The 24,521-nt window shown below is 31.4% G+C and carries 24 protein-coding genes; 11 read left to right on the forward strand and 13 right to left on the reverse strand.

All coding sequences use genetic code 11. The features are described from left to right. Positions 1-47: 47 nt before the first annotated feature. Positions 48-563, reverse strand: a complete 516-nt coding sequence (locus tag LQ668_RS04360; RefSeq protein ID WP_078357386.1) for a hypothetical protein — start codon at positions 561-563, stop codon at positions 48-50. Between the two features lie 81 nt (positions 564-644). Here LQ668_RS04360 and LQ668_RS04365 point away from each other — a divergent pair, with 81 nt between their 5' ends. Further along, positions 645-1,295 carry a YigZ family protein gene (locus LQ668_RS04365; protein ID WP_078357385.1) on the forward strand — a complete coding sequence of 217 codons (651 nt, stop codon included), beginning with the start codon at positions 645-647 and terminating at the stop codon, positions 1,293-1,295. 151 nt (positions 1,296-1,446) lie between these two features. Here the strand turns inward: LQ668_RS04365 and LQ668_RS04370 are convergent, their stop codons facing one another. Further along, on the reverse strand, positions 1,447-2,502 hold the full coding sequence (locus LQ668_RS04370) for a glycosyltransferase family 4 protein (protein WP_078357384.1): 1,056 nt from the start codon (positions 2,500-2,502) through the stop codon (positions 1,447-1,449). Between the two features lie 258 nt (positions 2,503-2,760). Between LQ668_RS04370 and gdpS the strand changes: the two genes are divergently transcribed. From gdpS to pepT, 4 genes are all read left to right on the forward strand, one after another. Next, on the forward strand, positions 2,761-3,831 hold the full coding sequence (gdpS, locus tag LQ668_RS04375) for a GGDEF domain-containing protein GdpS (RefSeq protein WP_078357383.1): 1,071 nt from the start codon (positions 2,761-2,763) through the stop codon (positions 3,829-3,831). Positions 3,832-3,928: 97 nt separating this feature from the next. Further along, complete coding sequence (locus tag LQ668_RS04380) at positions 3,929-4,696, forward strand: threonine/serine exporter family protein (RefSeq protein WP_016911793.1); 768 nt, start codon at positions 3,929-3,931, stop codon at positions 4,694-4,696. A gap of 13 nt (positions 4,697-4,709) precedes the next feature. After that, on the forward strand, positions 4,710-5,174 hold the full coding sequence (locus tag LQ668_RS04385) for a threonine/serine exporter family protein (RefSeq protein ID WP_078357381.1): 465 nt from the start codon (positions 4,710-4,712) through the stop codon (positions 5,172-5,174). 36 nt (positions 5,175-5,210) lie between these two features. Next, complete coding sequence (gene pepT, locus LQ668_RS04390; protein ID WP_107508985.1) at positions 5,211-6,437, forward strand: peptidase T; 1,227 nt, start codon at positions 5,211-5,213, stop codon at positions 6,435-6,437. 70 nt (positions 6,438-6,507) lie between these two features. Here pepT and LQ668_RS04395 read toward each other — a convergent pair whose 3' ends face one another. Both LQ668_RS04395 and ytxJ read right to left on the reverse strand, forming a co-directional pair. Continuing rightward, positions 6,508-7,629, reverse strand: coding sequence for a glycerate kinase (locus LQ668_RS04395; protein WP_078357379.1), 1,122 nt, complete (start codon positions 7,627-7,629; stop codon positions 6,508-6,510). A gap of 102 nt (positions 7,630-7,731) precedes the next feature. Further along, positions 7,732-8,052 carry a bacillithiol system redox-active protein YtxJ gene (gene ytxJ / locus LQ668_RS04400; RefSeq protein WP_078357378.1) on the reverse strand — a complete coding sequence of 107 codons (321 nt, stop codon included), beginning with the start codon at positions 8,050-8,052 and terminating at the stop codon, positions 7,732-7,734. Between the two features lie 164 nt (positions 8,053-8,216). Between ytxJ and LQ668_RS04405 the strand changes: the two genes are divergently transcribed. Further along, the gene (locus tag LQ668_RS04405) at positions 8,217-8,453 is read left to right on the forward strand and encodes a hypothetical protein (RefSeq protein ID WP_239700461.1); all 237 of its coding nucleotides are present in this window, start codon (positions 8,217-8,219) and stop codon (positions 8,451-8,453) included. A gap of 35 nt (positions 8,454-8,488) precedes the next feature. Here the strand turns inward: LQ668_RS04405 and LQ668_RS04410 are convergent, their stop codons facing one another. Continuing rightward, the gene (locus tag LQ668_RS04410) at positions 8,489-9,376 is read right to left on the reverse strand and encodes an EMYY motif lipoprotein (protein ID WP_078357376.1); all 888 of its coding nucleotides are present in this window, start codon (positions 9,374-9,376) and stop codon (positions 8,489-8,491) included. Positions 9,377-9,471: 95 nt separating this feature from the next. On the opposite strand from LQ668_RS04410, the gene LQ668_RS04415 reads away from it, so the two are divergent. Together LQ668_RS04415 and murB are read left to right on the forward strand one after the other, a co-directional pair. Beyond that, positions 9,472-9,993 (forward strand): GrpB family protein, encoded by a 522-nt coding sequence (locus LQ668_RS04415; protein WP_078357375.1) that lies wholly within the window; start codon positions 9,472-9,474, stop codon positions 9,991-9,993. Between the two features lie 70 nt (positions 9,994-10,063). Further along, a complete protein-coding gene (murB, locus tag LQ668_RS04420; protein ID WP_078357374.1) occupies positions 10,064-10,984 on the forward strand; it encodes a UDP-N-acetylmuramate dehydrogenase in 921 nt (306 codons plus the stop codon). A 229-nt stretch (positions 10,985-11,213) separates the two neighbouring features. Here the strand turns inward: murB and LQ668_RS04425 are convergent, their stop codons facing one another. From LQ668_RS04425 to nrdI, 8 genes are all read right to left on the reverse strand, one after another. After that, on the reverse strand, positions 11,214-12,254 hold the full coding sequence (locus LQ668_RS04425; RefSeq protein ID WP_107508986.1) for a ferrated catecholamine ABC transporter substrate-binding lipoprotein SstD: 1,041 nt from the start codon (positions 12,252-12,254) through the stop codon (positions 11,214-11,216). 105 nt (positions 12,255-12,359) lie between these two features. Then, a complete protein-coding gene (locus LQ668_RS04430; protein WP_078357372.1) occupies positions 12,360-13,160 on the reverse strand; it encodes an iron ABC transporter ATP-binding protein in 801 nt (266 codons plus the stop codon). Beyond that, positions 13,157-14,122 carry an iron chelate uptake ABC transporter family permease subunit gene (locus LQ668_RS04435; protein ID WP_239775912.1) on the reverse strand — a complete coding sequence of 322 codons (966 nt, stop codon included), beginning with the start codon at positions 14,120-14,122 and terminating at the stop codon, positions 13,157-13,159. The genes LQ668_RS04430 and LQ668_RS04435 overlap by 4 nt, the downstream gene beginning before the upstream one ends. Then, positions 14,112-15,083, reverse strand: coding sequence for an ABC transporter permease (locus tag LQ668_RS04440; protein WP_078357370.1), 972 nt, complete (start codon positions 15,081-15,083; stop codon positions 14,112-14,114). Before LQ668_RS04440 ends, LQ668_RS04435 begins: the two co-directional genes overlap by 11 nt. Before the next feature lie 136 nt (positions 15,084-15,219). Continuing rightward, complete coding sequence (locus tag LQ668_RS04445) at positions 15,220-15,636, reverse strand: FixH family protein (protein ID WP_078357369.1); 417 nt, start codon at positions 15,634-15,636, stop codon at positions 15,220-15,222. An 814-nt stretch (positions 15,637-16,450) separates the two neighbouring features. Next, on the reverse strand, positions 16,451-17,422 hold the full coding sequence (gene nrdF / locus LQ668_RS04450; RefSeq protein ID WP_078357368.1) for a class 1b ribonucleoside-diphosphate reductase subunit beta: 972 nt from the start codon (positions 17,420-17,422) through the stop codon (positions 16,451-16,453). 27 nt (positions 17,423-17,449) lie between these two features. Further along, positions 17,450-19,555 (reverse strand): class 1b ribonucleoside-diphosphate reductase subunit alpha, encoded by a 2,106-nt coding sequence (gene nrdE, locus LQ668_RS04455; RefSeq protein WP_107508987.1) that lies wholly within the window; start codon positions 19,553-19,555, stop codon positions 17,450-17,452. Further along, positions 19,518-19,916 carry a class Ib ribonucleoside-diphosphate reductase assembly flavoprotein NrdI gene (gene nrdI, locus LQ668_RS04460; protein ID WP_107508988.1) on the reverse strand — a complete coding sequence of 133 codons (399 nt, stop codon included), beginning with the start codon at positions 19,914-19,916 and terminating at the stop codon, positions 19,518-19,520. The genes nrdE and nrdI overlap by 38 nt, the downstream gene beginning before the upstream one ends. Positions 19,917-20,290: 374 nt before the next feature. On the opposite strand from nrdI, the gene LQ668_RS04465 reads away from it, so the two are divergent. From LQ668_RS04465 to LQ668_RS04475, 3 genes are all read left to right on the forward strand, one after another. Further along, entirely contained in the window at positions 20,291-21,175 is an 885-nt protein-coding gene (locus LQ668_RS04465; RefSeq protein ID WP_078357365.1) for a DMT family transporter, read from the forward strand. Beyond that, positions 21,175-21,675, forward strand: coding sequence for a preQ(1) synthase (queF, locus tag LQ668_RS04470; protein ID WP_078357364.1), 501 nt, complete (start codon positions 21,175-21,177; stop codon positions 21,673-21,675). The genes LQ668_RS04465 and queF overlap by 1 nt, the downstream gene beginning before the upstream one ends. Before the next feature lie 993 nt (positions 21,676-22,668). After that, the gene (locus tag LQ668_RS04475) at positions 22,669-24,183 is read left to right on the forward strand and encodes a peptide MFS transporter (RefSeq protein ID WP_078357363.1); all 1,515 of its coding nucleotides are present in this window, start codon (positions 22,669-22,671) and stop codon (positions 24,181-24,183) included. The last annotated feature ends 338 nt before the right edge of the window (positions 24,184-24,521 follow it).

The following is a 24,521-nucleotide window of genomic DNA, read 5'->3' on the forward strand; positions in this document are numbered from 1 at the left end:
ATATCAATCATATCTAATTCTCACTTATTTGAAAAGGAGTTTATTGACTAAATTGCATACGGTTCTACATGACTAATTTTGTAAGTATCGCCCTTTTTAATTAGTGTTACAGCTTCTTTAAAGGATTTCTTCTCTTCTTTACTACCATCTTTTGGATGTGCTGTTGTTTCTGTACTATAAAATACAACAACTTGGTCTTTTTTATCCTCTAAGAATTTAATATTGGATATCTTTTTATCAAACTTATAATTTTTAAGTGTATCTTTTAATACTTTTTCTTCTTCTTTAACATCAAGTTGTTTAGAATTTGAATCTATTGTTTTTATATATTCATCGACATTCCCTTCATTTAAAGACTTTCTATTTTGTTCTATCACTTCTTTTACTGCCTTTTCAGTCTTATCATTCACTTGAATTGTTTCTTTAGGATTTCCTTTTTCATCTATTTTTATACCATGTTTATCTCCTGCTTCATCAGTCGTTGGTTTCTCCTCTTCTTTTGAACCACAAGCCACTAACACTAACGATAACACTATACATAAAAGTAATAATTTATTCTTCAATTCATACAATCCTTTCCCGTCCATTTTTAATAGTATATAATATATCGTAACAGATTAAGATGTAAAGGGAGAAGTATAAACATGGCAGAAGGACTAATTACAATTAAATCAGCACATGAAACTGAGATTGTTATCAATAAATCAAGGTTTATTGCAAGTATATATCCTGCAGAAACAGAAGAAGAAGCTAAAGCGTTTATACAAAGCAAGAAAAAAGAACATCATGATGCCACTCACAATTGTTCAAGTTATATTATAGGTCCAACCATGCTTATACAAAAAGCCAATGATGACGGAGAACCATCAGGAACTGCTGGTGTACCAATGTTAGAAGTATTAAAAAAGCAGCAACTCCACAATGTCGTAGTCGTCGTTACAAGATATTTTGGTGGCATTAAATTAGGTGCCGGCGGACTTATTAGAGCATATGGTAGCGCAGTTAGCCAAGTCATTAAAGAAATAGGACGCATCATATTATTAGACGCTATTCCATTTGAAATCACACTCGATTACGATCAAACAGGACGCTTCGAACACGAATTACAACAAACAGATTATCAATTAGTCGACACATCATATACAGACAAAGTAACATATACAATTAACGTCATCGCATCAGAAGAAGACAACTTCATCTCTTTCTTAAATGAAGTTAATCAAGGAAAATATGACTTAACGAAACAAGATATGATTGCCTTACCATTTCCATATAATAAAGAAGAAGAACGCTAATCAAGGTTGTTTATATAGTCTAACAAGCAATACTCACAAAACTTGCCGTTAAAAACCTATATACTTATTTTTCCCGCGGAAAGCATGCGCATAAAAAAATGCCGGCAAAGTCTATGACTTTGTCGACACTCTGAAAGAACGCTAATTTCTATTAGCGTTCTTTTTTATATTTTGTTCTTGTTAAAAAGTTAAGAATTGGTCTGTAATTTGCATTTATGAGACCTGTGAATTCTACGATTAACTCTATTGTAATTAAAATCATAATAAACATCATTAAGACGCCATATGGTGGTGATAAATAAAGTATCACACTCGATATACTAAATAGAATAGCTATCATATATATTAAGACGACAGTTTGTCTATGTGTATAACCTAAATCTAATAACTTATGATGTAAATGTGATTTATCTGCTTGTACGATAGATTGTCGATTATGTAATCTACGAATCACAGCGAATAACATATCAATAAATGGAACTGCAAGAATAACCATTGGGAAGAATAACGATATTAATGTAATATTTTTAAAACCTAATAACGATAAGACACCAATGATATACCCTAGAAGTAATGCCCCACTATCTCCTAAGAATATTTTTGCAGGGTGTGAATTAAATACTAGGAATCCTAATAAAGAACCTATTAATACACCACATATCATCATTATAAATATATTTTGTTGTAGTATTGCGATAAATCCTATCGTTATTAAAGCTATACAAGATATTCCTGACGCTAATCCGTCTAACCCATCAATTAAGTTAATTGCATTCATAACTGCAACTACCCAAAATATTGTCATTGGAATACTGAATATACCAAATTCTATTACTATACCAAAAGGTAGCGTAATAAAATCAAGCGTTACATGGTTTAAGACTACAATTAAAGAAACTGCAATCTGTCCAGCAAGTTTAACAAGTGGTTTCATATCATAAAGATCATCAACTAAACCAATTAAATATATAACAATTGCACCTAATATAATAGGAATTGTTTCATGTTCAACAGGTTTTCCCCACCATAATCCGATAAGAAAAGATAATAAAATGACTGATCCGCCTAATACAGATACTGGTTTAGTATGAACTTTTCTAACATTTGGCATATCAACTGCACCAATTTTTTTTGAAAGAACAATGACTAAAGGTGTTAGTATTAAACTTACAATCATGGTTAGTAATATTAGTTGCAAAGTAAACATGGATTCACCTTCATTTTTAAATTGAAACATTATTTTAATTTATATATTACTTTTAGAATATCAAAGTTTTATTCTACATGCTATAAAAACAATAGTATACCACATTTTTTAGTAGGAAGAATTTTAAAGCATAACAGAACATTATATCGTTCATGTGAAAAAAGAAACTTTTTTAACAAAATATCCTATTATATCGTGACAAAAGCCACCTAATAGATTACAATATCATATGGCTTACTAAAAGAAGGATGGTGTTAAATGATACAAGCAATTATATTTAATATATCAGTGACTATTGCAGCATTTTATCTATACCATCGAATGCAATATAACGAAACAAGAACAGTGACTTTTTCTCAAAATTATATCACCCTTTTAATGACAGGTGTTTCCATATTATTAGTATCAAATCCTATACAATATCATGAATATGTTATTACTTTAAGTTTTATTCCAATTCTCTTCTTAGGAAGGTTTACTAATTTATTTTATTCTGTTTTAAGTGCAGGTGTTGTATTACTTGTTGACATGTTCGCATTTGGAACACCATTTTTAGATAATCTGCATTTGCTTATTATAGCAGTTGTAGTTGGTGTGATTGGTCCATTTCTTAAACAAAGTGATTTTGTTAGTATTCAATTATTATATTTGATAAGCATCATTATTATAGCTATAACGCTTATCTTTTTAAATCCAGACTCATGGCTAAATGAGTGGTTGTTTCTTGTACCCGTTTCCTTTATTCTTAGTATTATAAGTGCAAGTGTTTATCGAGACATTTGGATATTGAAAAATTTAATTTCAAGATATGAAAATGAAGAATCAGTAGATTATTTAACAGGATTAGGAAATGTTAAAGAATTTGATCGTTATTTAAACAAGACTACAGAACAAATTACTGAAAATGATCAATCTATGGCTTTATTATTAATTGATATAGATGGCTTTAAAAATGTAAATGATGCATATAGTCATAAAGCTGGAGACGCTGTTCTTAAACAAATGTCACAGTTATTGATAAATTATTTACCAAAAGATGTTAAGGCTTTTCGTAACGGTGGAGAAGAATTTTCGATTATAATTGTTGGTGAGACGTTAGACAGTGCGATTAAATTAGCTGAAAGCATTCGCGATAGTGTTCAACAGTCTACATTCCATTTACCAAATAAAGAAACGATAAAGTTATCTGTTTCTATTGGCGTAGGTTACTTAAGTGAACAAGACAACAAATCTAAACGTCGTGTCTTTAAAGATGCCGATGATATGTTACATGAAGCAAAATTACAAGGTCAAAACAAAGTAATGTTCAATCCAATTATTAAATTATAAAATGAACATAGAATTGCCTATAGCAATTCTATGTTTTTTGTTGGAAAGTTTTTATTATATGTATTAACATTAATTCAATGTGAAACTGGAGGTTAATATGGAAGAGATACAAGACTTCACTATTATAGATGAAAATAAAATAATTGATGTTGTCATGACAGCTGGTCGAATACTTTTAGAGAGTGGCGCTGAAACGTATAGAGTTGAAGATACAATGGCAAGAATTGCGACAAGCTATGGCTTAGAAAACACACATAGCTTCGTAACTTCTACTGCTATTATCTTTTCTCTTAACGACAGAACAAACACTCGTCTAATAAGAATAGATGAACGTACAACAGATTTAGAAAAAATTTCATTAACGAATCAAATCTCACGAAAAATCGCGAATAATGAATTATCGATAGACGAAGCTAAATCGGAACTCATACATTTGCATCATGCTGCATTGCAGTTTCCTTTTTGGTTAAAAGTATTAGCTGCAGCGATTGCTTCAGCTTGTTTCTTACCTATGTTTGGTGGTAAACAAGCTGAAGTGATTCCATCATTTATAGCTGGTGGTACAGGATATTTAACTATGTCTATTGTTCATAACACAATTAGAATTAAATTCTTTACTGAGTTCATAAGTTCATTGATTATCGCTACAATTGCAACCATAAGTGTTAATTTCTTTATAGGCGTAAATTTAAGCTTAATAACTATTGCTTCAGTAATGCCTCTAGTACCTGGTGTACTTATTACAAATGCAATTCGAGATTTAATGGCTGGTCAACTACTTGCAGGTATTTCAAAAGGCGTTGAAGCGGCACTAACGGCTTTTGCTATCGGTGCTGGTGTTGCAATCGTGTTATTACTAAGTTAAGGAGGTGCTTTAAATGTTAGATTATATATATCAAATTTTATTAAGTTTTACAGCAACGTTATTTTTCTCTGTCATTTTCAATGCACCTAAGAGACTTTTAATAGCTTGCGGTATCGTTGGCGCAATGGGTTGGATGATTTACACAATTTCGTTAGATTTTGGTATTGATAAAGTACAAGCTTCATTTTATGGTAGCTTTGCATTAGCTTTAATGAGTCATATTATGAGCCGTTATTACAAACGACCAATGATCATATTTATAGTAGCCGGTATTATTCCTCTTGTACCAGGTGGTCTAGCATATGACGCTACTAAAAATTTAGTTATTAATAATTATGACGTTGCAATCAATACAACGTTACAAGCTACATTGATTTCTGGTGCTATCGCATTTGGTATTTTATGTTCAGAAATCATCTTCCAAATCTATGTTCGTTCAAAGCATTCTTTTGCTTCTAGGAAACAAAAGAGCGTATAATAAATACGTAAATAGAAGTAAAAAGGAGCGAGCAATTTGAAACAACGTCTAATTGATCGATTAGAAAGATATGTAAGAATAGATACACAAGCTGATCCATCTAGCCAAACTACACCATCTACTGAGAAGCAATGGGACTTAATTAATCTGCTTCAAGAAGAAATAAAGGCATTAAACCTTGAAGTAGATGTAGATGATAAAGGTTATTTAATGGCAACACTTCCATCAAATACCGATAAAAAGGTTCCAACTATAGGTTTATTAGCTCATATCGATACTTCTCCAGACTATAACGCATCAAATGTTAAACCTTTAATAGTCGAAAAATACGACGGTCAAGATATACAATTAGGAAATTCAGATAAAATACTTAGTCCAAAAACATTTCCACAATTAAACAAAGTAATTGGACATACTTTGATGACGACAGATGGTACTTCTTTACTTGGTGCAGATGATAAAGCAGGTGTCGTTGAAATTATGGAAGCCATTATTTATTTGAATGAACATCCTGAAATTAAACATGGTGACATTAGATTTAGTTTTACACCAGATGAAGAAATAGGCAAAGGCCCACATAACTTTGATGTTGAACGATTTAATGCAGATTTTGCTTATACATTAGACGGCAGTCTTGAAGGTGAATTACAATTTGAAAGTTTTAATGCTGCAGCTGCAATAGTAGAAGTGAATGGCGTCAACGTCCATCCAGGCTCAGCTAAAGATGTTATGGTTAATGCTAATACTTTAGCCATGGCTTTTAATGATCAACTTCCTAATCATGAAGTACCAGAACAAACGGATGGATACGAAGGTTTTTACCATCTAACAGATATGTCTGGCACAGTTGAAAAAGCAACACTTCAATATATTATTCGTGATCATGATAAAGCACAATTCGAACGAAGAAAAAATCATTTATTAGATATAGCCAAAATTTTAAATCATAAATATGATAGTGAACTGATTAATGTAACGATTCGTGATCAATATTTCAATATGGGTGAAAAAATCAAGCCACATCCTGAGCTTGTTGACATACCAGAGAAAGTTATCAAGTCATTAGGTATAACGCCTATCATTGAACCAATAAGAGGCGGAACTGACGGCTCACAATTATCGTATATGGGCTTACCAACGCCAAACTTATTTACAGGCGGAGCAAACTTCCATGGACCATTTGAATATGCTTCAATAGATGTCATGAAAAAAGCAGTCCACACAATTATCGGTATCGTTTCTGAATTTGAAAAGCAATCATAATAAATCAAAAAACCATGCATACCTGTTAAGACTTACTTAACGGCTATGCATGGTTTTTTTAATCTTTTAATTATAACGATGATTTTAGTAATCTAAGTGACTGCGTTGTTAAATGTCTCAAGGCAATGCCCATTTCTAAATCACTCATCGTATATTGGTCTTTATTAAATACTTTAAACATTGCAGTAACATCTTGTTCTAAATATTGATCGAATTTTTCATCTGTTGCACATATCGCAATATTTATTTTTTGATGTTTTTTACATAATTCTGCTATTCTCACTGAAGTTGTCTCCAACAATTGTTGATTAGGTTGTAAACCTTCACCAAATACAATTAAATCTGCTTGCTCTATTAATTGATCTAAATACGTAAGCTCATTGACTACATCCCCACCAGTAACAAGTTGGGCATCCCATAAACTATTAAATAAAGCAGCTAATCCGCTTCCTGATCCGCCTCTTTCTTCTTTACCTAATAATATTTTATGCTGACTTTTAAATAATTCGCTGATATACCACAATGCATTATCGATTGAAACAGCATCGTCTTTAGCAATTTGATTTAATTCTTGCTCTTTCATAATTCGGCTGTCTTTACCATAGTATTTAGATTCAAAGTCTGTAATGACTTTAATATTTTTATCTTTTAATCTTTTATCTAAATCATATAAATCAATTGTTCTAATATATTTCATCCATTTAGCGCCTTTACTAACATCTACTAAAGCGCCTTCTGCGTCATAGAATTTAGCACCTAACGCTTGTAACATACCAAGCCCACCATCATAACTTGCTACATTCCCTACTGATATCAACATTTCTTTGCTTTCTTCATTCAGTGCTTCTAAAATGACTTCACCTAATCCATACGAACTTGTATTAAGTGGACTAATGATTTCTTCACTTGAAGATAGTATATCCCCTGCTTCTATAACTGTTATATTCTGTTCAGTCACTACATATACAGATGATTTCGGTCTCATATATGCATCATGATGATCTACTGAATATTTTGTTCCGGATTGCCATAATAATACTGAATCTATAACTTCTCTTTGCCCATTAAATAATGGAACTTGTACAATATCCGCTTCATTAAATTGAGACTTTATTGCTTCTTCGACAAATCGATTTGCATGGTAACTAGATAAAATACTATCAAACTCATCCATCGCAACTAATACTCTCATAATTTTCACCTCATGCTTTTTATCATAATTCATTATACTGTTTTTTTACACATTTAACAAAAAAACAAACAGTCTTTTTTGACTGTTTGCTTATTATCAATATTACTCTTCTGCTTTCGATAAACTTGCTACTGTGATATTTTCATGACTCGCATCCCATTCAGCATTCCCATTTACAAAGTAAAATGCTTGTGGCGATTCATGTTTGACTCCAGTTTTGTCAGCTATATAATCAGACAATTCTCTTTCTTCTTGAACAATTAAATAATAACCATCCATGTCTCTTTCATATAAGAATTTGTTAAATTGATCATATGCACTTGCTGAAATAGGACAAGTACCGCTATGTTTCATAACAAATACGTTTGGATTATCATTGAGTACTTTTTCAAATTGATCGATGGAAGTTAATTTCACGACCATTTTAATTCACCTCTATCATAATTTAACCAATACAATTGAACACTATATCATCTATCCATTTATATGGCAAATTCTATTTTTAATAATTGGCTTTATTATCTTTACCCTTAAACTATAATATTAACCACAAGACAATTTTGGTATACTAGTTATATATTAAGGAGGTGCCAGTTTTGTCCAAAGATGCTAAACCCACACTTATTAAAAGATGGGGCATGATTGATACGATTAATGCATGTTTACTTATTATTTCTATACTGTTTTTATTTGATTTTACAAATCAACCTGCATTATCGTTTATTCTTATAATCGCATTTTCTATTTGGTTCGTATCATTAGTAGGCAAAAACATATATTTATCAAAGAATCGTAAAAATGAAGATACCATAAATAAAAAATGAAGAAAACACACCAAAATTAATGTATTTGGTGTGTTTTATTTATCTAACCTTTCGATTGCTTTGTCATACTTTTCATCTTTACCTAGATAAGTAAATTGAGCATTCATACCGTTTGATACTTGTATTTTTTGAAGTTTATCTTCAATTACAATCCCTTTTTTACGTTCTTTATAATAATTAATGAGCGTATAATATACCTCTATTTGAGCTTGTCTCATTTGATTAACTCTTTTAGATGAGATATTCGTTTGATTTAATGATTTAACATTTTTAGAAAACAATGGAATAATTTCACTCTCAATATAATCTGCTCTATCTTGAACATTCTGAGTTTCATTTAAATATTTTGCTTTACTACTTAACTCTTCACTGTTTTTATCAATAACTGAAACGAGTGCTTCATAATCTTCTTTTTCTTCTGCATTATTTTTGGCTAGCTTTGCATTTTTCTCTGCATCAGATTTATTTTGTTCAAAAACACTTGTATATTCTAATATTTTTTCATTAGACTCAATAGATTTTTTGAACAATGAAATATATTCATTTAATTCTGTTATTGTTTTTTCTTTCTTTGCTACGTTACTCACATATATATTATGAGCATCTTTAACATCATTTGTCTTTGCATCTATATTTTCAGCTTGTTTTTTTAGATCTTTGACTTCAGGTATTATCTGCTTTTCAAGCTTATTTTGAAGTTCATCCAACTCTTTACGCTTCTCAACTGTTACTTCCGTGCCAATAAGTTGATCTAACCGGTTTAAGTTTAATTTATCTATATCATTAAGAATTGAATTTTCTTTTTTATAAATAGGTTTCATATCCTTTTTATAATTTTGAAGATCTGAATGTAATTCATTACCACAAGCTGCAATAATAAAGACAAGAACAAACATCATTAAATAAAGTAATTTAATTTTCATCATTGCACCTCTGTTTCACTTGTATTATACCTAATTTCATGGATAATTAAAATGTTATATTGTATATTCAATTATGATTAAAGAAAGGAGTCTTTATGTTAAAACTTCCTCAACCTTTTATTCAACTAAAGTCAACTGATGATTTTAAACTAAATTTTGAAAGAATTCAACATTTATTAATTCATTTATTAGATACACCTGTTTTAGATGTTTACCATATAGGTGGGACAAAGCAAACGAATTATTCTACTGAGCCAATAGTTGATGTCCTTGTAACTGTAAAATCTTTACATGATATTACTAGCTTAGATGAAAAAAGACTGAACTATCACCGTATATATCGATTACATAATGGCTATAACAAAAAAGTTATGATGGCTCAATTTGAAGATTTGATCAGCTTAAAACAAATTACGCGTTTACATATTCTTGAACAAAACAACCAAATGCTTTATGATTATTTAACTGTAGAGTCACTTTTAACAAATGATAAAAATATTATACAAACTTATGACTCATTTAAATTAGCAGCACTACATAGCTCATTTAGCATTAAAGACTATGAAAATCAAAAACAAAAATGGTTTCAACAATTATTAAATGAGCATAAAAATTAACCTATTCGCTTAAGATTATAAATCTTGATATAATAGTAATATGAGCACAATATAGAAAGGACGTTGTACGTTGGACAATCATACAATTTTGGAGGCGTTATCTACTTTCCTCCCTAAATCACTTATAAAAGTGAACGAGCCACTAAAAAAATATACATTCACTAAAACAGGCGGTAAAGCTGACTTTTATTTATCACCAACTTCACATATTGAAGTTCAAAAAATTATAGAGTTTGCATATAACAATCAAATCCCTCTCACATTTTTAGGAAATGGATCTAACATCATCATTCGAGATGGTGGTATAAGAGGTATCGTAATAAGCTTATTACAATTCAACGAAATAACCGTTAATAATCAAACAATTACTTGTGGAAGTGGCGCAGCTATAATAGATGTATCAAGACGTGCTAGAGATCATCATTTAACAGGACTAGAATTTGCTTGTGGTATACCAGGTTCTGTTGGTGGTGCAGTTTATATGAATGCTGGTGCATATGGTGGCGAAGTGAAAGATTGTATAGATCACATTAAAGCTGTTGATGACACAGGCCGATTACATGTAATTAAAGGTGAAGACTTAGAATTAGACTACCGTACAAGTATCGTTCAACGTAAACATTTAGTTGTATTAGAAGCAACATTTAAATTAAAAGACGGTGACATTAATTCAATCCAAGCTACGATGGATGACTTAACACAACGTCGTGAAGATAAACAACCATTAGAATATCCTTCATGTGGAAGTGTATTCCAAAGACCTCCTAATCATTTTGCAGGCAAACTTATTCAAGATGCAGATTTACAAGGTCATAGAATCGGCGGAGTAGAAGTTTCTACAAAACATGCCGGATTTATAGTGAATGTAGATAACGGTACTGCTACAGACTATGAAAATATAATAAAACATGTACAAAATGTAGTAAAAGAAAAATTCGACATAGAATTAAAAAGAGAAGTAAGAATTATAGGAGAACAGTTAGAAGATTAAAAGTGCTTTATTTTTTTGTATAAGAATGGATATTTTGTCACGATTTTGTAAAGTGCTGACGCCTGAGGGAATAGTATGCGTGAGAGACTACAGGCTAGAACCATACCCTAGGCAAGCATGCACGTACAAAATCGTAGATTTTATAAATAAAGAAAAAAGAGCTAATCCGAAAATATGGATTAGCTCTTTTTATTTGAGAATGGGTATTTATGTCCCAGCCTCTTTTTATTTATTCTAAACCTTTAATTACTTCGTCTACTTGTTTTTCAGTTGTTCTTACGCCACCTGAAGCTAAGTACCATAATTGTGGATCAACATTAACTACTTTTTTATCTTTAATTGCCTTTACATCTTTAATGACATCGTTTGATAATGCTTTGTTTGAGCTTTCTTTACCACCGATTGCTTTACCTCTATCCATTGCGTAAATAATGTCTGGATTCTTCTTAGTTACATATTCATAACTGATTGGTTGACCGTGACCACTTGATTTAATATTTTTATCAACTGGTTTAACGCCTAGTACATCATAAATTAAGCTACCAAATCTAGCACCAGGTCCATATGTAGATAGTTCACCTTCGTTAACTAGTAAGTACATTGCTTTGTCATCTGATTTTTCAGCTTTTTCTTTTGCTGTTTTTACTTTCTTATCTAAACCAGCAATTAATTCTTTTGCTTTATCTTCTTTATCAAAGATTTTACCTAAATTAGTTGTATTTTGTTCCACTGATTTTAATAAGTTTTTATCATCAGCGCCAACGTATAATCTAGCTGCATCTGGAGCTGCTTTTTTCAATTCATCTTGTACTTCTGTACCTGCTGTACGACCAGAGAATAAGATTAAATCTGGTTGAATTTCAGCAATCTTGTCATAATTCACTTCTTTTACTGAACCTGTGTTCACAACGTCATCGCCTTTAAACGTGTCTAAGAATCCAGGTAATGACGCGCCATTTTCCCCTTTTGGCACACCTTTAACTGCATCTTTAGCACCTAAAGCTTCTACTGTATCTAAAGCACCATAATCTAATACGACTACTTTTTTAGGATTTACTGGTACTTTTACTTTTTCTTCAATTTTTTTAGAGTCACTGCCGTCTTTTTTCTCGCCACTAACTTCATATTTCGATTGAATTTCTATAGTTTGAGAACCACTTTTAGTATCATCTTTTGATGACTTTTCGTCTTTGCTGTTTGAGTTACTTCCACAAGCTACAAGCACTACTGATAACAAGCTAATTATAATAAAACCAAATACTTTCTTCATAGTTCATGATTCTCCTTCTGATTAAATGATATAAAATGTGTCCAAGAACCTATCTGCCCATGTAAAATCAAGCATCACTCCTTTCATTGATTAAAGTATTATTAACTACATAGCTAAAGTTTTAATTTCATCTACTTCAATGTATTCATTATCAAAATAAACACATATACGTTGTCCATTTATTTCTTGTATTTTGATATCTAGATCGTAAATATCACTCAATACCGGTTCATTGATGACCTCGTTTTTAAAACCAGCGATTTCTACTTTTCCATCTTTAATCGCGATAATTCTATCCGAGTAACAAGAAGCAAAGTTTATATCATGTATAACAATTACAATCGTTTTATTCATTTCTTTAACAAGTCTTCTTAAAATTTTCATAATTTGTACAGAATGTTTCATATCTAAATTATTTAATGGCTCATCTAACAATATATAATCAGTATCTTGAGCAATCGTCATAGCAATATATGCTCTTTGTCTCTGTCCACCAGATAATTCACTTAAATATTTATTTTGAATATTTGTTAACCCTAAATAATCGAGTGCTTTATCAATCATAATATTGTCTTGTCTTTTTAATTTACCTTTTGAGTATGGAAATCTACCAAAACTAACGAGTTGTCTTACAGAAATTTTTAATTCCGTATGATTCGTTTGTTTTAAAATAGCGAGCTTTTTAGCAAGTTCGTTACTTTTCATTGAAGCAATATCTTGATTATCTATTTTAATTTTTCCTTTATCTTTTTCAATCAATCGGCTGACCATAGCTAATACCGTACTTTTCCCAGCGCCGTTAGGACCTATAAAAGAAGTGATTTTGCCTTTTTCAATTTCTATATCAACATCATCTACGACTTTATTTTGATGATAAGTTTTTGTTAATCCTTCGACTTTTATCATGCTACATTACGCTCCTTTAAAATTAAGAATATAAAGTAAATACCTCCAATAAAGTTAATCATGATACTAATTTCTGTATTACCTTCAAATAAATGTTCGACAACCCATTGACCTAGAAACAAACTAATCCAACTTATGAGTATAGAAGCTGGCAATATATATTTGTGTTCAAATTCTTTAATAAATTCATGTGCGAGATTAACTACGAGTAAACCTAAAAATGTAATAGGTCCTACTAACGCAGTTGAAATTGTTACAAGCAATGCAACCATAACCATCAGCCATCTCGTAACATTTGTATAATTAACACCTAAGTTTATTGCATGATCTTTTCCTAATGATAATACATCTAAATATGGTCTAATTCTGAACGCTATAATGATCATAATTAACAATGCCGCCCCTGATATTGTAAGCAATTCTTCATTAATAGCATTAAAACTTGCAAACATCGCGCTTTGTATAGATAAAAATTCTTCAGGATCAATCATCATTTCAATGAAGCTAGATAAACTGGAGAAGAATGTTCCGAAAACAATACCAAGCAATAGTATAAAGAATACATTTTGATCTTTAGATCTAAATAATATTTGGAATAAAAACAAGCTAAATAAAATCATGCCAACAAGTGTAATAATGAAATTCAAATGATAGTTTAATACAATTGATGAAGTTGAACCGAATATAAATATTAGTGAAGTCTTAATAAACATATATACAGCATCTAAACCGATAATGGATGGTGTCAAAATTCTGTTATTGGTTATCGTTTCAAAAATCACTGTAGAAACAGCAATACTTCCTCCTACTAACAACATAGCGATTACTTTTCTTACACGACCGGTTAATTGGTACTCTAAAATATTCGGATTAATATTATAAAATAAATACAAAGCTGCAATTAGAACAGTTAATACGGATAAAAGGATTAATTTATGTATGGGCGATAATTTATTGAGCATTTCTTGAACGTCCTTTCATCAGCATTACTATAAAAATAAAACTACCAATTACGCCAATTGTTAATCCAATTGTAATTTCATATGGGAAGATGATTAATCTACCTAACACATCGCAAATCATAACAAACAACGCCCCGAATACAGCAGTATGTGGTAGAGCATTTTTTAAATGATCACCTCTAAATATAGAAATTAAGTTTGGAATAATTAAACCTAAGAATGGCATTGTTCCAACTGTTACAACAACTAATGCAGTAATAATCGAAGCGATAATCAGCCCAATATTTACGACTTTTTGATAGTTAAGCCCTAAATTCACACTAAAATCTTTACCCATTCCGGCAATCGTGAATTGGTTCGCAAATATAAATGCAAGTATTAAAAAAGGAATGCTTATGTATAGAATTTCATATCTACCGCTAGTAATAATTGAAAAATTACCTTGCATAAAGTTCCCAATACTTTGAACTGTATTCGTTCTTAAAGCAATAAAAGAAGAAAAACTAGAAACAATATTGCCGAGCATAATACCAACTAGTGGGATGAATATGACATCTTTGAATTGAATTCGTTGAAGAATTTGCATAAACAACATCGTTCCACACAAACTCAACAATGTAGCAAATAGTAATTTGACTAATATATTTGCGTCTGGAAAAGCGATGAGCGCAATTAAGATACCTAATCTAGCCCAATCCATAGTTCCAGCTGTTGTTGGTGAAACAAATTTATTACGGGTAAGCTGTTGCATAATAAGACCACAAATTGCTAAAGAACTACCCGAAATTATAATACTCACTGTTCTTGGAATTCTACTCGATACTAATATATTTTTTTGTTCATCAGATAAGTTAAATATGTGTAACGGTTTTACTTCGGACACACCTATAAAAATCGAGAAGAATGTCGTGATAACTAATAATACAATCAAAACATCTAAACGCATTAAAAATTTTCCCATGTCACACCCTACTTCTCATTAGTTGATAACGATTATCATTATCTCTATTGTAATGAAGAATAAAATTAAAAGCAATGCTATTTCAAAAAATGATAAGAGGCTGAGACAATTTAATTTGTCTCAGCCTCTTTAAAAATTATTTTATAACAATATCTTTATTAGGCATTGTATGTTGATCTCTAGCTGTTACATGACTGGTTACATTGTATTTACCAGCATCTTTGAATTTGTATTTCAATTTATAAACGCCATCTTTATTTTCTTTAACTTTCTTCATCTCAGAAGAACCTTTGTCTCCATCTTTCACAATTTCGAACATTACTTCATCTGCATCTTTAACCTTTTCTTTACCAAGTGTAACTTCAGCTGATAATTCAACCTCTTCTCCACTTTCCGCCTCTTTCGGTACATTTAATGCTACTTCCAAAGCTTGAGGTTTATCAGACGATTTATGCTCCGAATGATTATGCTCTTCTTCCTTCTTATCATTTCCACATGCAGCTAACACAGATATAACTAATACTGTTAATAAGCCAAGTAAAATTCTTTTCAAGATTAAACCCACCTTTCATCTATTACCTTCATTATAAACAATTACTTTCTATTAAAATCAATTAATATTGAAAAATATGTTAACTTTTTATGGCAAAAGATAATAGTTGTTATTTTGTAATACAGATTAATAAAAAGCATGAGGTCGTTAGGGACATAATTCCGAATAATGTCCGTATGAGGTGTTGTTAGGGACATAATTCTGAGTAATGTCCGTATGAGGCGCTGTTAGGGACATAATTACGAGAAGTGTCCGTATGAGGTGTTGTTAGGGACATAATTCTGAGTAATGTCCGTATGAGGCACTGTTAGGGACATAATTCCGAATAATGTCCGTATGAGGTGCTGTTAGGGACATAATTCCGAATAATGTCCGTATGAGGTGCTGTCTCTAAGGAGCATTATTCGGAATTTTGCCAGTTAGAACAACCTAAGGAGCACTATTCAGAATTATGCCAGTTAGAACTTTCTAAGGAGCACTATTCGGAATTCTGCCAGTTAGAGCTTTCTAAGGAGCACTATTCAGAATTCTGCCAGTTAGAACTTTCTAAGGAGCATTATTCGGAATTTTGCCAGTTAGCGTAATCTAAGGAGCATAATCCGGAATTCTGCCAGTTAGAGCTTTCTAAGGAGCACTATTCAGAATTCTGCCAGTTAGCGCAATCTAAGGAGCATTATTCAGAATTCTGCCAGTTAGCGCACAATCATCTCCCGCAACCACGCCCCATAATCTAGCCCACCCCTATAAAGCCCACTTTCTCCACACAAAAAAGAGCCGAGACAATTCACTTGTCTCGGCTACGATCATTATATTCTTATTTTTCTTCAAAGATAAAGTCTTCATCTTTTAGGGCTTCTACGTTTAATGCTATAACGTAACCGTCACCTTTAACACTAAAGAAATCGTGGTTTTTAGTGCTTGTATTCAATGCGTTCTCGATTATAGGATTGAATGCTTTTTCTTCATAATATGGGTCAAATCCTAAGTTTGCTAATGCTTTGTTCGCATTATATGTTACGTAATTCATTACGTCGTTTGTTAAACCAATATCATCATATAAAGTTTTTGTATATTCATACTCATTTTTATATAGTAAATCTAGCATGCGATACATTTCTCTATCTGCTTTAATTTGTTCATCTTGTGAAAGTTCATTTTTCAGGCTTTGTGCATCTAAACCTGTAAATACACCGTGAATTGATTCGTCTAATAATATTTTACGAATAATTTCACCTGATGTTGTCATACGACCTTGTCCTGCTAAATATAAAGGATAATAGAAACCTGAGTAGAACAAGAATGTTTCTAAGAACACGCTTGAAACTCTAGCCATATATTGATCATATATTGATGCTTCTTTAGCCCATAGTTTATGGTAGTTTCCAACGATCATATCTGATTTATATTTTAGATGTGGTTCTTCCACAACCCAAGTATCTAATAATTCATTTGTTTCACTAGATGGCAATAATGTAGTAAATATATGAGAATAACTTTTCGCATGTATTTGTTCCATCATTCCCATAAATGAATATACAGCTTTTTTTCTTAAATCTTGAGTGTGCATCATGATTAATGGCATTCCATCATCTGCTTGATGTGTGTCTAAACCTGTAAGTCCAGCTAATGCTTTTTTAAATGTGTTTTTTTCTGCTTCAGTCAGTGTTTCCCAACTTGCCATATCTTTAGATACTTTGAATTCTGACTCAACCCACATTTGTGAGATGTTTTGACGCCAGAACATATTCGTCATATCTTCTTGTGTATTCCAATTTACTGCCTTCATGTTAGATCTCCTATCTTATTAAAATGATTAAATTGAACAACTTGTACATTCTTCTACACTTAATAATTTATTACGTGTATAGTAAAGTGATTTCAAACCTTTATGATGAGCATATACGTATAATCTTGAAAGTTCACGCGTAGAAATTTCTGAATTAACATATAAGATTGTAGAAATACCTTGGTCTACGTGCTCTTGAATTGTTGCAATTAAATCAATTAATTTCATTTGATCTGTATTAAATGCTGATTTGTAATACCACATAGTTTCTGGTGATAAGAATGGCATTGGGTAAAATGTTTCTGCATTACCATAAGTTCTTCTTTCAATTTGATCTACGATTGGCATTACTGAACTTGTAGCATTTTGTACATATGAAATACTTTGAGTTGGTGCAATAGCAAGTCTATAAGCATGATATAATCCATTTTCTTTAACTGCCTCTGCTAATGCTTTCCAATCTTCAGCATTTGGCATTTCAATGCCTTCAAATAATGCTGCAACATTGTCGTATTGTGGTTTAATATCAGATTGAATGTATTTTTCAAAATATTTACCTGAAGCATAATCAGATTTTTCGAAATCAGCATATGTTTCTTGTCTTTCTTTAGCTATTTCCATTGAACGCTCAATAGAATAGTAGTTCATCATCATAAAGAATACATTAGCAAAGTCTTTTGCTTGTTCTGATTCATATCCGATTTTGTTTTTAGCTAAATAACCATGTAAATTCATTACTCCTAAGCCAACTGAATGCAATTCACTGTTCGCTTTTCTAACTCCTGGAGCATTTTTAATTTCTGTATCATCAGACACAACTGTTAAAGCATCCATTCCTGTATGGACTGAATCTTTAAATTTCTTAGATTCCATTACATTTACAATGTTTAATGATCCTAAATTACATGAAATATCACGTTTGATTTCATCTTCTGTTCCATAATCGTTAATAATGGATGTTTCTTGTAATTGGAAAATTTCAGTACATAAATTACTCATTTTAATTTGGCCAATTTCAGAGTTTGGGTGTACTTTATTCGCATTATCTTTGAACATTAAGTATGGATAACCTGATTGTAATTGAGTTTGCGCAATTGTATTTAACATATCACGAGCATCTTTAGCTTTTTTGATAATGTTAGGATTTGCTACAAGTTCATCGTAATACTCGTCAAGGTTAATATCATCAAGTGTTACACCGTATTCACGTTCAACAGTATGTGGTGCGAACATATAGAAATCTTTACCTTCTTTAGCTAAATCAAAGAATTTAGAAGGAACGATTAAACCTGTAGAGATTGTTGAAAGTCTAATGTCTTCATCTGCGTTAACTTTTTTAGTATCTAAAAATTCTAATACGTCGTAATGGAAGATATTTAAATAAACTGCTCCTGCACCAGGTCTTTGACCAAGTTGATCAGCATAACTAAATCCACCTTCTAGTGATTTTGCAACTGGAAGTACACCTTTAGCTACTCCTTTTATACCTTTAATTGCTTCACCACGAGCACGTAGTTTAGATAAATTAATAGCTACGCCGCCACCAATTTTACTTAATTGTTTAGCAGTTGAATCAATAAAGTTAATTGAATTCAAACTATCATCCACTTCTAATAAGAAACAACTTACTAGTTCCCCACGTCTTGCTCTACCAGCATTTAAGAATGTTGGTGTAGCTGGTTGAATACGTTGTTCAATCATACCTTCAACAAACTGCTTAGCTTGTTCAACATTACCTTTTGCTAAATATAAAGACACAATAATAACGTGTTCTTTGTAAGTTTCTAAATATTCTGATTTATCATTCGTCTTTAAAGCGTAATCTTTGAAAAATTTACTTGCTGACATATAACTTGCAAATTGAAAAGGAATTGAATCTGCAAATTGGTTTATCTCTTTTAGTGATTCTTCGCTATATTCTTTAAATAGATCATAATAGAAGTCTTGATCTACTAAAAAGTGCAAACGCTCTATGGGGTCATTAAATTGAATTGTTTTTTCTGCAATTTCTTCTAAATATACTTCTAATGCTTCTTGGTCTTTTTCAATATCAAAAAATCCATCTTCTCTTCTCTTTGTCACTTTATTGTTTAATTCAATATGATTTTGCTTCTGTTTGTTTATCATTTTCATAGAGATTAACCACCTTTTCTTTAAATTCATCTGCTATTTCTTGGTTACCGTGTAATTCAAACTTCATCAATAAAGGGACATGATATTTATTCGCGATTTCATCACTTGCTTTCGCGAAATTCTGTCCCCAATTTCTATTTCCACTACCTGCTACTGCTCTCAGATGTTGATGATTTACATTCAAAAAATCTTGTACAGTATCAGGAACTTGTCCGAATCCGATTGTACCTGTCACAATTATAAATGGTTCATTAATTGCATTTGTTTTGTTTGCCTCAGTGAGAGCCATTGTATCAGACAACCCAGCCCTCTGAATGAATCGTCTTACATTACCTGTTAAAGAGTAATAAATTATCTTCATTAACTTTCACCTGCCACATATATATACTTAATAAATTGCATTTATAAAATAAAAATACAAAAAATCCAACACTTTATTCAATTTTATTCTAAATGTGCAAAACACAAGATATTGTGTCTGCTTTTTTATGTAGATACTATATTATGTGATTTATTATAACACTATAAATGATTCATAACACTTATATTACCTTATTTTTTTTAAAAAAATAGGGTTGACTTTCCATCCACATATGACAATCGTTGATAAATCAACATTTGAAAATTACTTTCATAAAATTAAGTTTCAAAAATGATTTCAGTCAACATGACATATACTTTTTAAAGTGAATTATGATAATATATGTTCATTGATAAAAAATAGAAGGTGTTTAAATGAACTCTACAGTTAAAGGCATCATTGCAATACTCATTTCTTCAATTGGTTTTAGTTTAATGGCTGTATTCTTCAGACTTTCTGGTGATTTACCAGTTTTTCAAAAATCACTATTTAGAAACCTCATCGCGATGATTGTACCTATTTACTTCGTCATCAAATATAAAGCACCATTTTTCGGAAAATTAGAAAACCAACCATTACTTATTTTACGTTCTACACTGGGCTTAATTGGTGTTTTACTCAACATATATGCAATCGATCATATGGTATTGAGTGATGCGGATATGTTAATGAAATTAAATCCATTCTGGACTATACTACTTTGTGCGTTGTTTTTAAATGAAAAAGCTCGGAAATATCAAATTATTGCAATGGTTATTGCAATTGCTGGTTCAATTTTCATCATTAAGCCTTCATTGGATTCAGATACAATGCCCGCAGTTATAGGTTTATTATCCGGAATCTTTGCAGCTGGTGCATATACTGCTTTGCGACCATTAGGACAACGTGAGAAATCCTATACTACAGTATTTTATTTTTCATTCTTTTCAACAGTAGCATTAATCCCATTTGTCATTTTCACATTTGAACCAATGACTTTATCACAAATCATCATATTATTAATGTCAGGTGTATTCGCTACAGTTGGACAGTTTGGTATAACAATCGCATATAGTCATGCAGCTGCTAAAGACATTTCAATATTTGTATACGCATCTGTCATATTTAGTGCTTTACTCGGTTTCATCATATTTAAAGAAGTTCCAGATTTATTAAGTTATTTAGGATACATCATTATATTCCTTGCAGGATATTATATGTTCAAAAAAGCTCAAAGAAATCCAAAACCTAAAGAATCAATTACAAAAGGAGAATCATAATGTCAGAAGGACGAAATAAAGAAGAATTAAAAGATATCACATTATTAGGAAACCAAAACAATCAATACCATGATCAATATAAACCAGAAGTGTTAGAAGTATTCGACAATAAACATCAAGGTAGAGATTACTTCGTTAAATTTAATTGTCCAGAATTCACTTCTTTATGCCCAATAACTGGTCAACCAGATTTTGCTACGATTTATATATCATACATTCCAAATGTTAAAATGGTAGAATCTAAATCTTTAAAATTGTACTTATTTAGCTTTAGAAATCATGGAGACTTTCATGAAGACTGCATGAACGTTATTATGAACGACTTAATAGAATTAATGGATCCACATTATATTGAAGTTTTAGGTAAATTCACACCACGTGGCGGCATCTCAATAGACCCTTATACTAACTATGGAAGACCTGACTCAAAATATGAAAAAATGGCAGAATATCGCATGATGAACCATGACCTATACCCTGAAAATATAGATAACAGATAGTAGCATATACAGGGAGTGGAACAGAAATATAGATAACAGATAGTAGCATATACAGGGAGTGGAACAGAAATATAATAAGAGCAGAAATTCATTATTAAAAATGAATCTCTGCTCTTATTTTTTATGAAAGTCATTGATGCCCTATGAGCTTTTCAGTGTATGGTGTTGAATTTGAGTATGTCTTAGATTAACTTCTGAATTAATCTACAACTTGCTCTATCTCTTCGATTAACTCCCGACTTAATCTACAACCTGGCTGAACTCTTAGATTAACTTCCCAATTAATCTACAACTTAGTCGAACTCTTAGATTAACTTCTGACTTAATCTACAACTTGGCTTATCTCTTCGATTAACTCCCGACTTAATCTACAACTTGACTGAACTCTTAGATTAACTTCCCAATTAATCTACAACTTGGCTGAACTCTTAGATTAACTTCCCAATTAATCTACAACTTAGTCGAACTCTTAGATTAACTTCCGACTTAATCTACAACTTGGCTGAACTCTTCGATTAACTCCCGACTTAATCTACAACTTGCTTAAACTCTTTGATTAACTACTGACTTAATCTACAACTTGACTGAACTCTTAGATTAACTCCCGAATTAATCTACAACTTGCCCTATCTCTTAGATTAACTTCCGACTTAATCTACAACTTGGTCTAACTCTTCGATTAACTTCCGACTTAACCTACAACTTGGTCTAACTCTTCGATTAACTTCCGACTTAATCTACGTCTTATTTTATTTTTTCACATATATAAACTTATTACTCTTTATCATAAGAAAGCGTTTACATTTTTAAAGAAATAATTCTATTTTCTACATCCCTTGATACTACTGGTTTTAATTATTGCAAATAATCATTATTGTATGAATATTAGTAATCTTTAACTTGTGTTTATTTTATGAAACGATTACAATTTAACATGTGCTATTTTTAAGTACATCTAAAATGAATACAGTTTATTATGAGGGGAAGTAAAAAATGGGTAACAAACATTATACAAAAGAGGAAATTATTCAAAGTACACCACGTACTGGTTTCTTTGGTCATCCTAAAGGGTTGTCAACATTATTCCTAACCGAATTTTGGGAAAGATTTAGTTATTATGGAATGAAAGCAATTCTCGCCTACTACATTTACTATTCAGTAGCAAAAGGTGGATTTGGCATTGACCAAGGTTTAGCATTACAAATTGTATCTATTTACGGTGCACTTGTTTACATGAGTGGTGTAATCGGAGGATGGATTGCTGATAGAATTACAGGTACACGACATGCACTGTTCTATGGTGGAATACTCATCATGATTGGTCATATACTATTATCATTACCTAGTAATTTCACATTATTATTAGTCGCACTACTATTCTTAATTATTGGTACTGGATTATTAAAACCAAACATTTCTTCAACTGTTGGTTTATTATACGAAAAGAACGATCCAAGATTAGACTCAGCATTTACAATTTTCTACATGTCAATTAACTTAGGTGCATTATTATCACCACTATTAATCGGTTGGTTACAAGTTAATGTAGGCTTCCATGCTGGTTTCGCAGTAGCAGCAGTAGGTATGTTTCTTGGTTTAGTTATTTATTTCTTAACTAACAAAAAATATTTAGGTCTTGCTGGTATCGAAGTACCTGATCCATTGAATGCAGAAGAAAAGAAAAAAATCACAAAAATCGTTGCAATATGCGTAGTTATAATAGCTATTGTTTGCGTAATTTTAAGTTTATTTGGTCAATTAACATTACCGAACTTTGCAAACTTCATTTCGGTTCTAGGTGTTCTATTACCAATTTATTACTTTGTTAAAATTACAGCTAGTAAAAAAACAGAAGATTACGAACGTTCAAGAGTTTATGCGTACATACCATTATTTATTGCAGCAGTAGCATTTTGGATGATTCAAGAACAAGGTTCTACAGTATTAGCACAATTCGCTGATACTAAAACACAATTAAGTATGTCTAAGTTAACTGGTGGCGCAATTGATTTCTCTATACCAGCAGCTTGGTTCCAATCACTTAACCCGTTCTTCATCATTTTATTTGCACCATTGTTCTCAATCTTATGGGTTAAATTAGGTAAATTCAATCCACCAACAGTTTATAAATTCTCAATTGGTGTATTCTTAGCAGGTCTTTCATACATTATTATGGTTGTACCTTTATCAAGTGACGCATCATTAATTAACCCATTTTGGTTATTCGCTAGTTTCTTACTTGTAACACTTGGTGAACTTTGTATTTCACCTATCGCTTTATCAACAACAACAAAATTAGCACCAAAAGCATTTACAGCTCAAATGATGAGTGTTTGGTTCTTATCAAATGCTATGGCACAAGGGTTAAATGCTCAAATGGTTAAAGTTTATACAAGTATCAGTTCTAATGATTACTTCTTATATTCTGGTATTATAGCAATTGTCATTGCAGTATTATTATTAATCGCTAGTCCAAAAATCAAAACATTGATGGCCGGCGTTAAATAATTTTTATCGAAGCTAGTATCTTGCTAGTTATGAGCATAAAGAGCAGCAATTCATTTTTAATAATGAATTGCTGCTCTTATTTTTTGTATAAAAATAGCTATTGGTAACGATTTTGTAAAGTGAGGACGCCTGTGGGAATAGTATGCGTGAGAGACTACAGGCTCGAGCCATACCCCTAGGCAAGCATGCACGTACAAAATCTTAAGATTGTATTTAAATAGATATTGTTAACGATTTTGTAAAGTGCGGACGCCTGTGGGAATAGTATGCGTGAGAGACTACAGGCTCGAGCCATACCCCTAGGCAAGCATGCACGTACAAAATCTTAAGATTGTATT

Origin of the sequence: Mammaliicoccus sp. K-M42 (assembly GCF_022386375.1) — a bacterium.
In the GTDB taxonomy this organism is placed as follows: domain Bacteria; phylum Bacillota; class Bacilli; order Staphylococcales; family Staphylococcaceae; genus Mammaliicoccus; species Mammaliicoccus fleurettii.

Bases quoted from the DNA above. Each gene is read 5' to 3' on its own strand.
- LQ668_RS04465 (WP_078357365.1), top strand. From the start codon at position 20,291: ATGAACTCTACAGTTAAAGGCATCATTGCAATACTCATTTCTTCAATT.
- LQ668_RS04410 (WP_078357376.1), bottom strand. From the start codon at position 9,376: ATGAAAATTAAATTACTTTATTTAATGATGTTTGTTCTTGTCTTTATT.
- LQ668_RS04475 (WP_078357363.1), top strand. From the start codon at position 22,669: ATGGGTAACAAACATTATACAAAAGAGGAAATTATTCAAAGTACACCA.
- LQ668_RS04425 (WP_107508986.1), bottom strand. From the start codon at position 12,254: ATGAAGAAAGTATTTGGTTTTATTATAATTAGCTTGTTATCAGTAGTG.
- LQ668_RS04435 (WP_239775912.1), bottom strand. From the start codon at position 14,122: ATGCTCAATAAATTATCGCCCATACATAAATTAATCCTTTTATCCGTA.
- LQ668_RS04430 (WP_078357372.1), bottom strand. From the start codon at position 13,160: ATGATAAAAGTCGAAGGATTAACAAAAACTTATCATCAAAATAAAGTC.
- nrdI (WP_107508988.1), bottom strand. From the start codon at position 19,916: ATGAAGATAATTTATTACTCTTTAACAGGTAATGTAAGACGATTCATT.
- LQ668_RS04385 (WP_078357381.1), top strand. From the start codon at position 4,710: ATGTTAGATTATATATATCAAATTTTATTAAGTTTTACAGCAACGTTA.
- nrdE (WP_107508987.1), bottom strand. From the start codon at position 19,555: ATGAAAATGATAAACAAACAGAAGCAAAATCATATTGAATTAAACAAT.
- LQ668_RS04365 (WP_078357385.1), top strand. From the start codon at position 645: ATGGCAGAAGGACTAATTACAATTAAATCAGCACATGAAACTGAGATT.
- LQ668_RS04440 (WP_078357370.1), bottom strand. From the start codon at position 15,083: ATGGGAAAATTTTTAATGCGTTTAGATGTTTTGATTGTATTATTAGTT.
- LQ668_RS04395 (WP_078357379.1), bottom strand. From the start codon at position 7,629: ATGAGAGTATTAGTTGCGATGGATGAGTTTGATAGTATTTTATCTAGT.
- LQ668_RS04370 (WP_078357384.1), bottom strand. From the start codon at position 2,502: ATGTTTACTTTGCAACTAATATTACTAACCATGATTGTAAGTTTAATA.
- gdpS (WP_078357383.1), top strand. From the start codon at position 2,761: ATGATACAAGCAATTATATTTAATATATCAGTGACTATTGCAGCATTT.
- LQ668_RS04415 (WP_078357375.1), top strand. From the start codon at position 9,472: ATGTTAAAACTTCCTCAACCTTTTATTCAACTAAAGTCAACTGATGAT.
- ytxJ (WP_078357378.1), bottom strand. From the start codon at position 8,052: ATGGTCGTGAAATTAACTTCCATCGATCAATTTGAAAAAGTACTCAAT.
- nrdF (WP_078357368.1), bottom strand. From the start codon at position 17,422: ATGAAGGCAGTAAATTGGAATACACAAGAAGATATGACGAATATGTTC.
- queF (WP_078357364.1), top strand. From the start codon at position 21,175: ATGTCAGAAGGACGAAATAAAGAAGAATTAAAAGATATCACATTATTA.
- LQ668_RS04380 (WP_016911793.1), top strand. From the start codon at position 3,929: ATGGAAGAGATACAAGACTTCACTATTATAGATGAAAATAAAATAATT.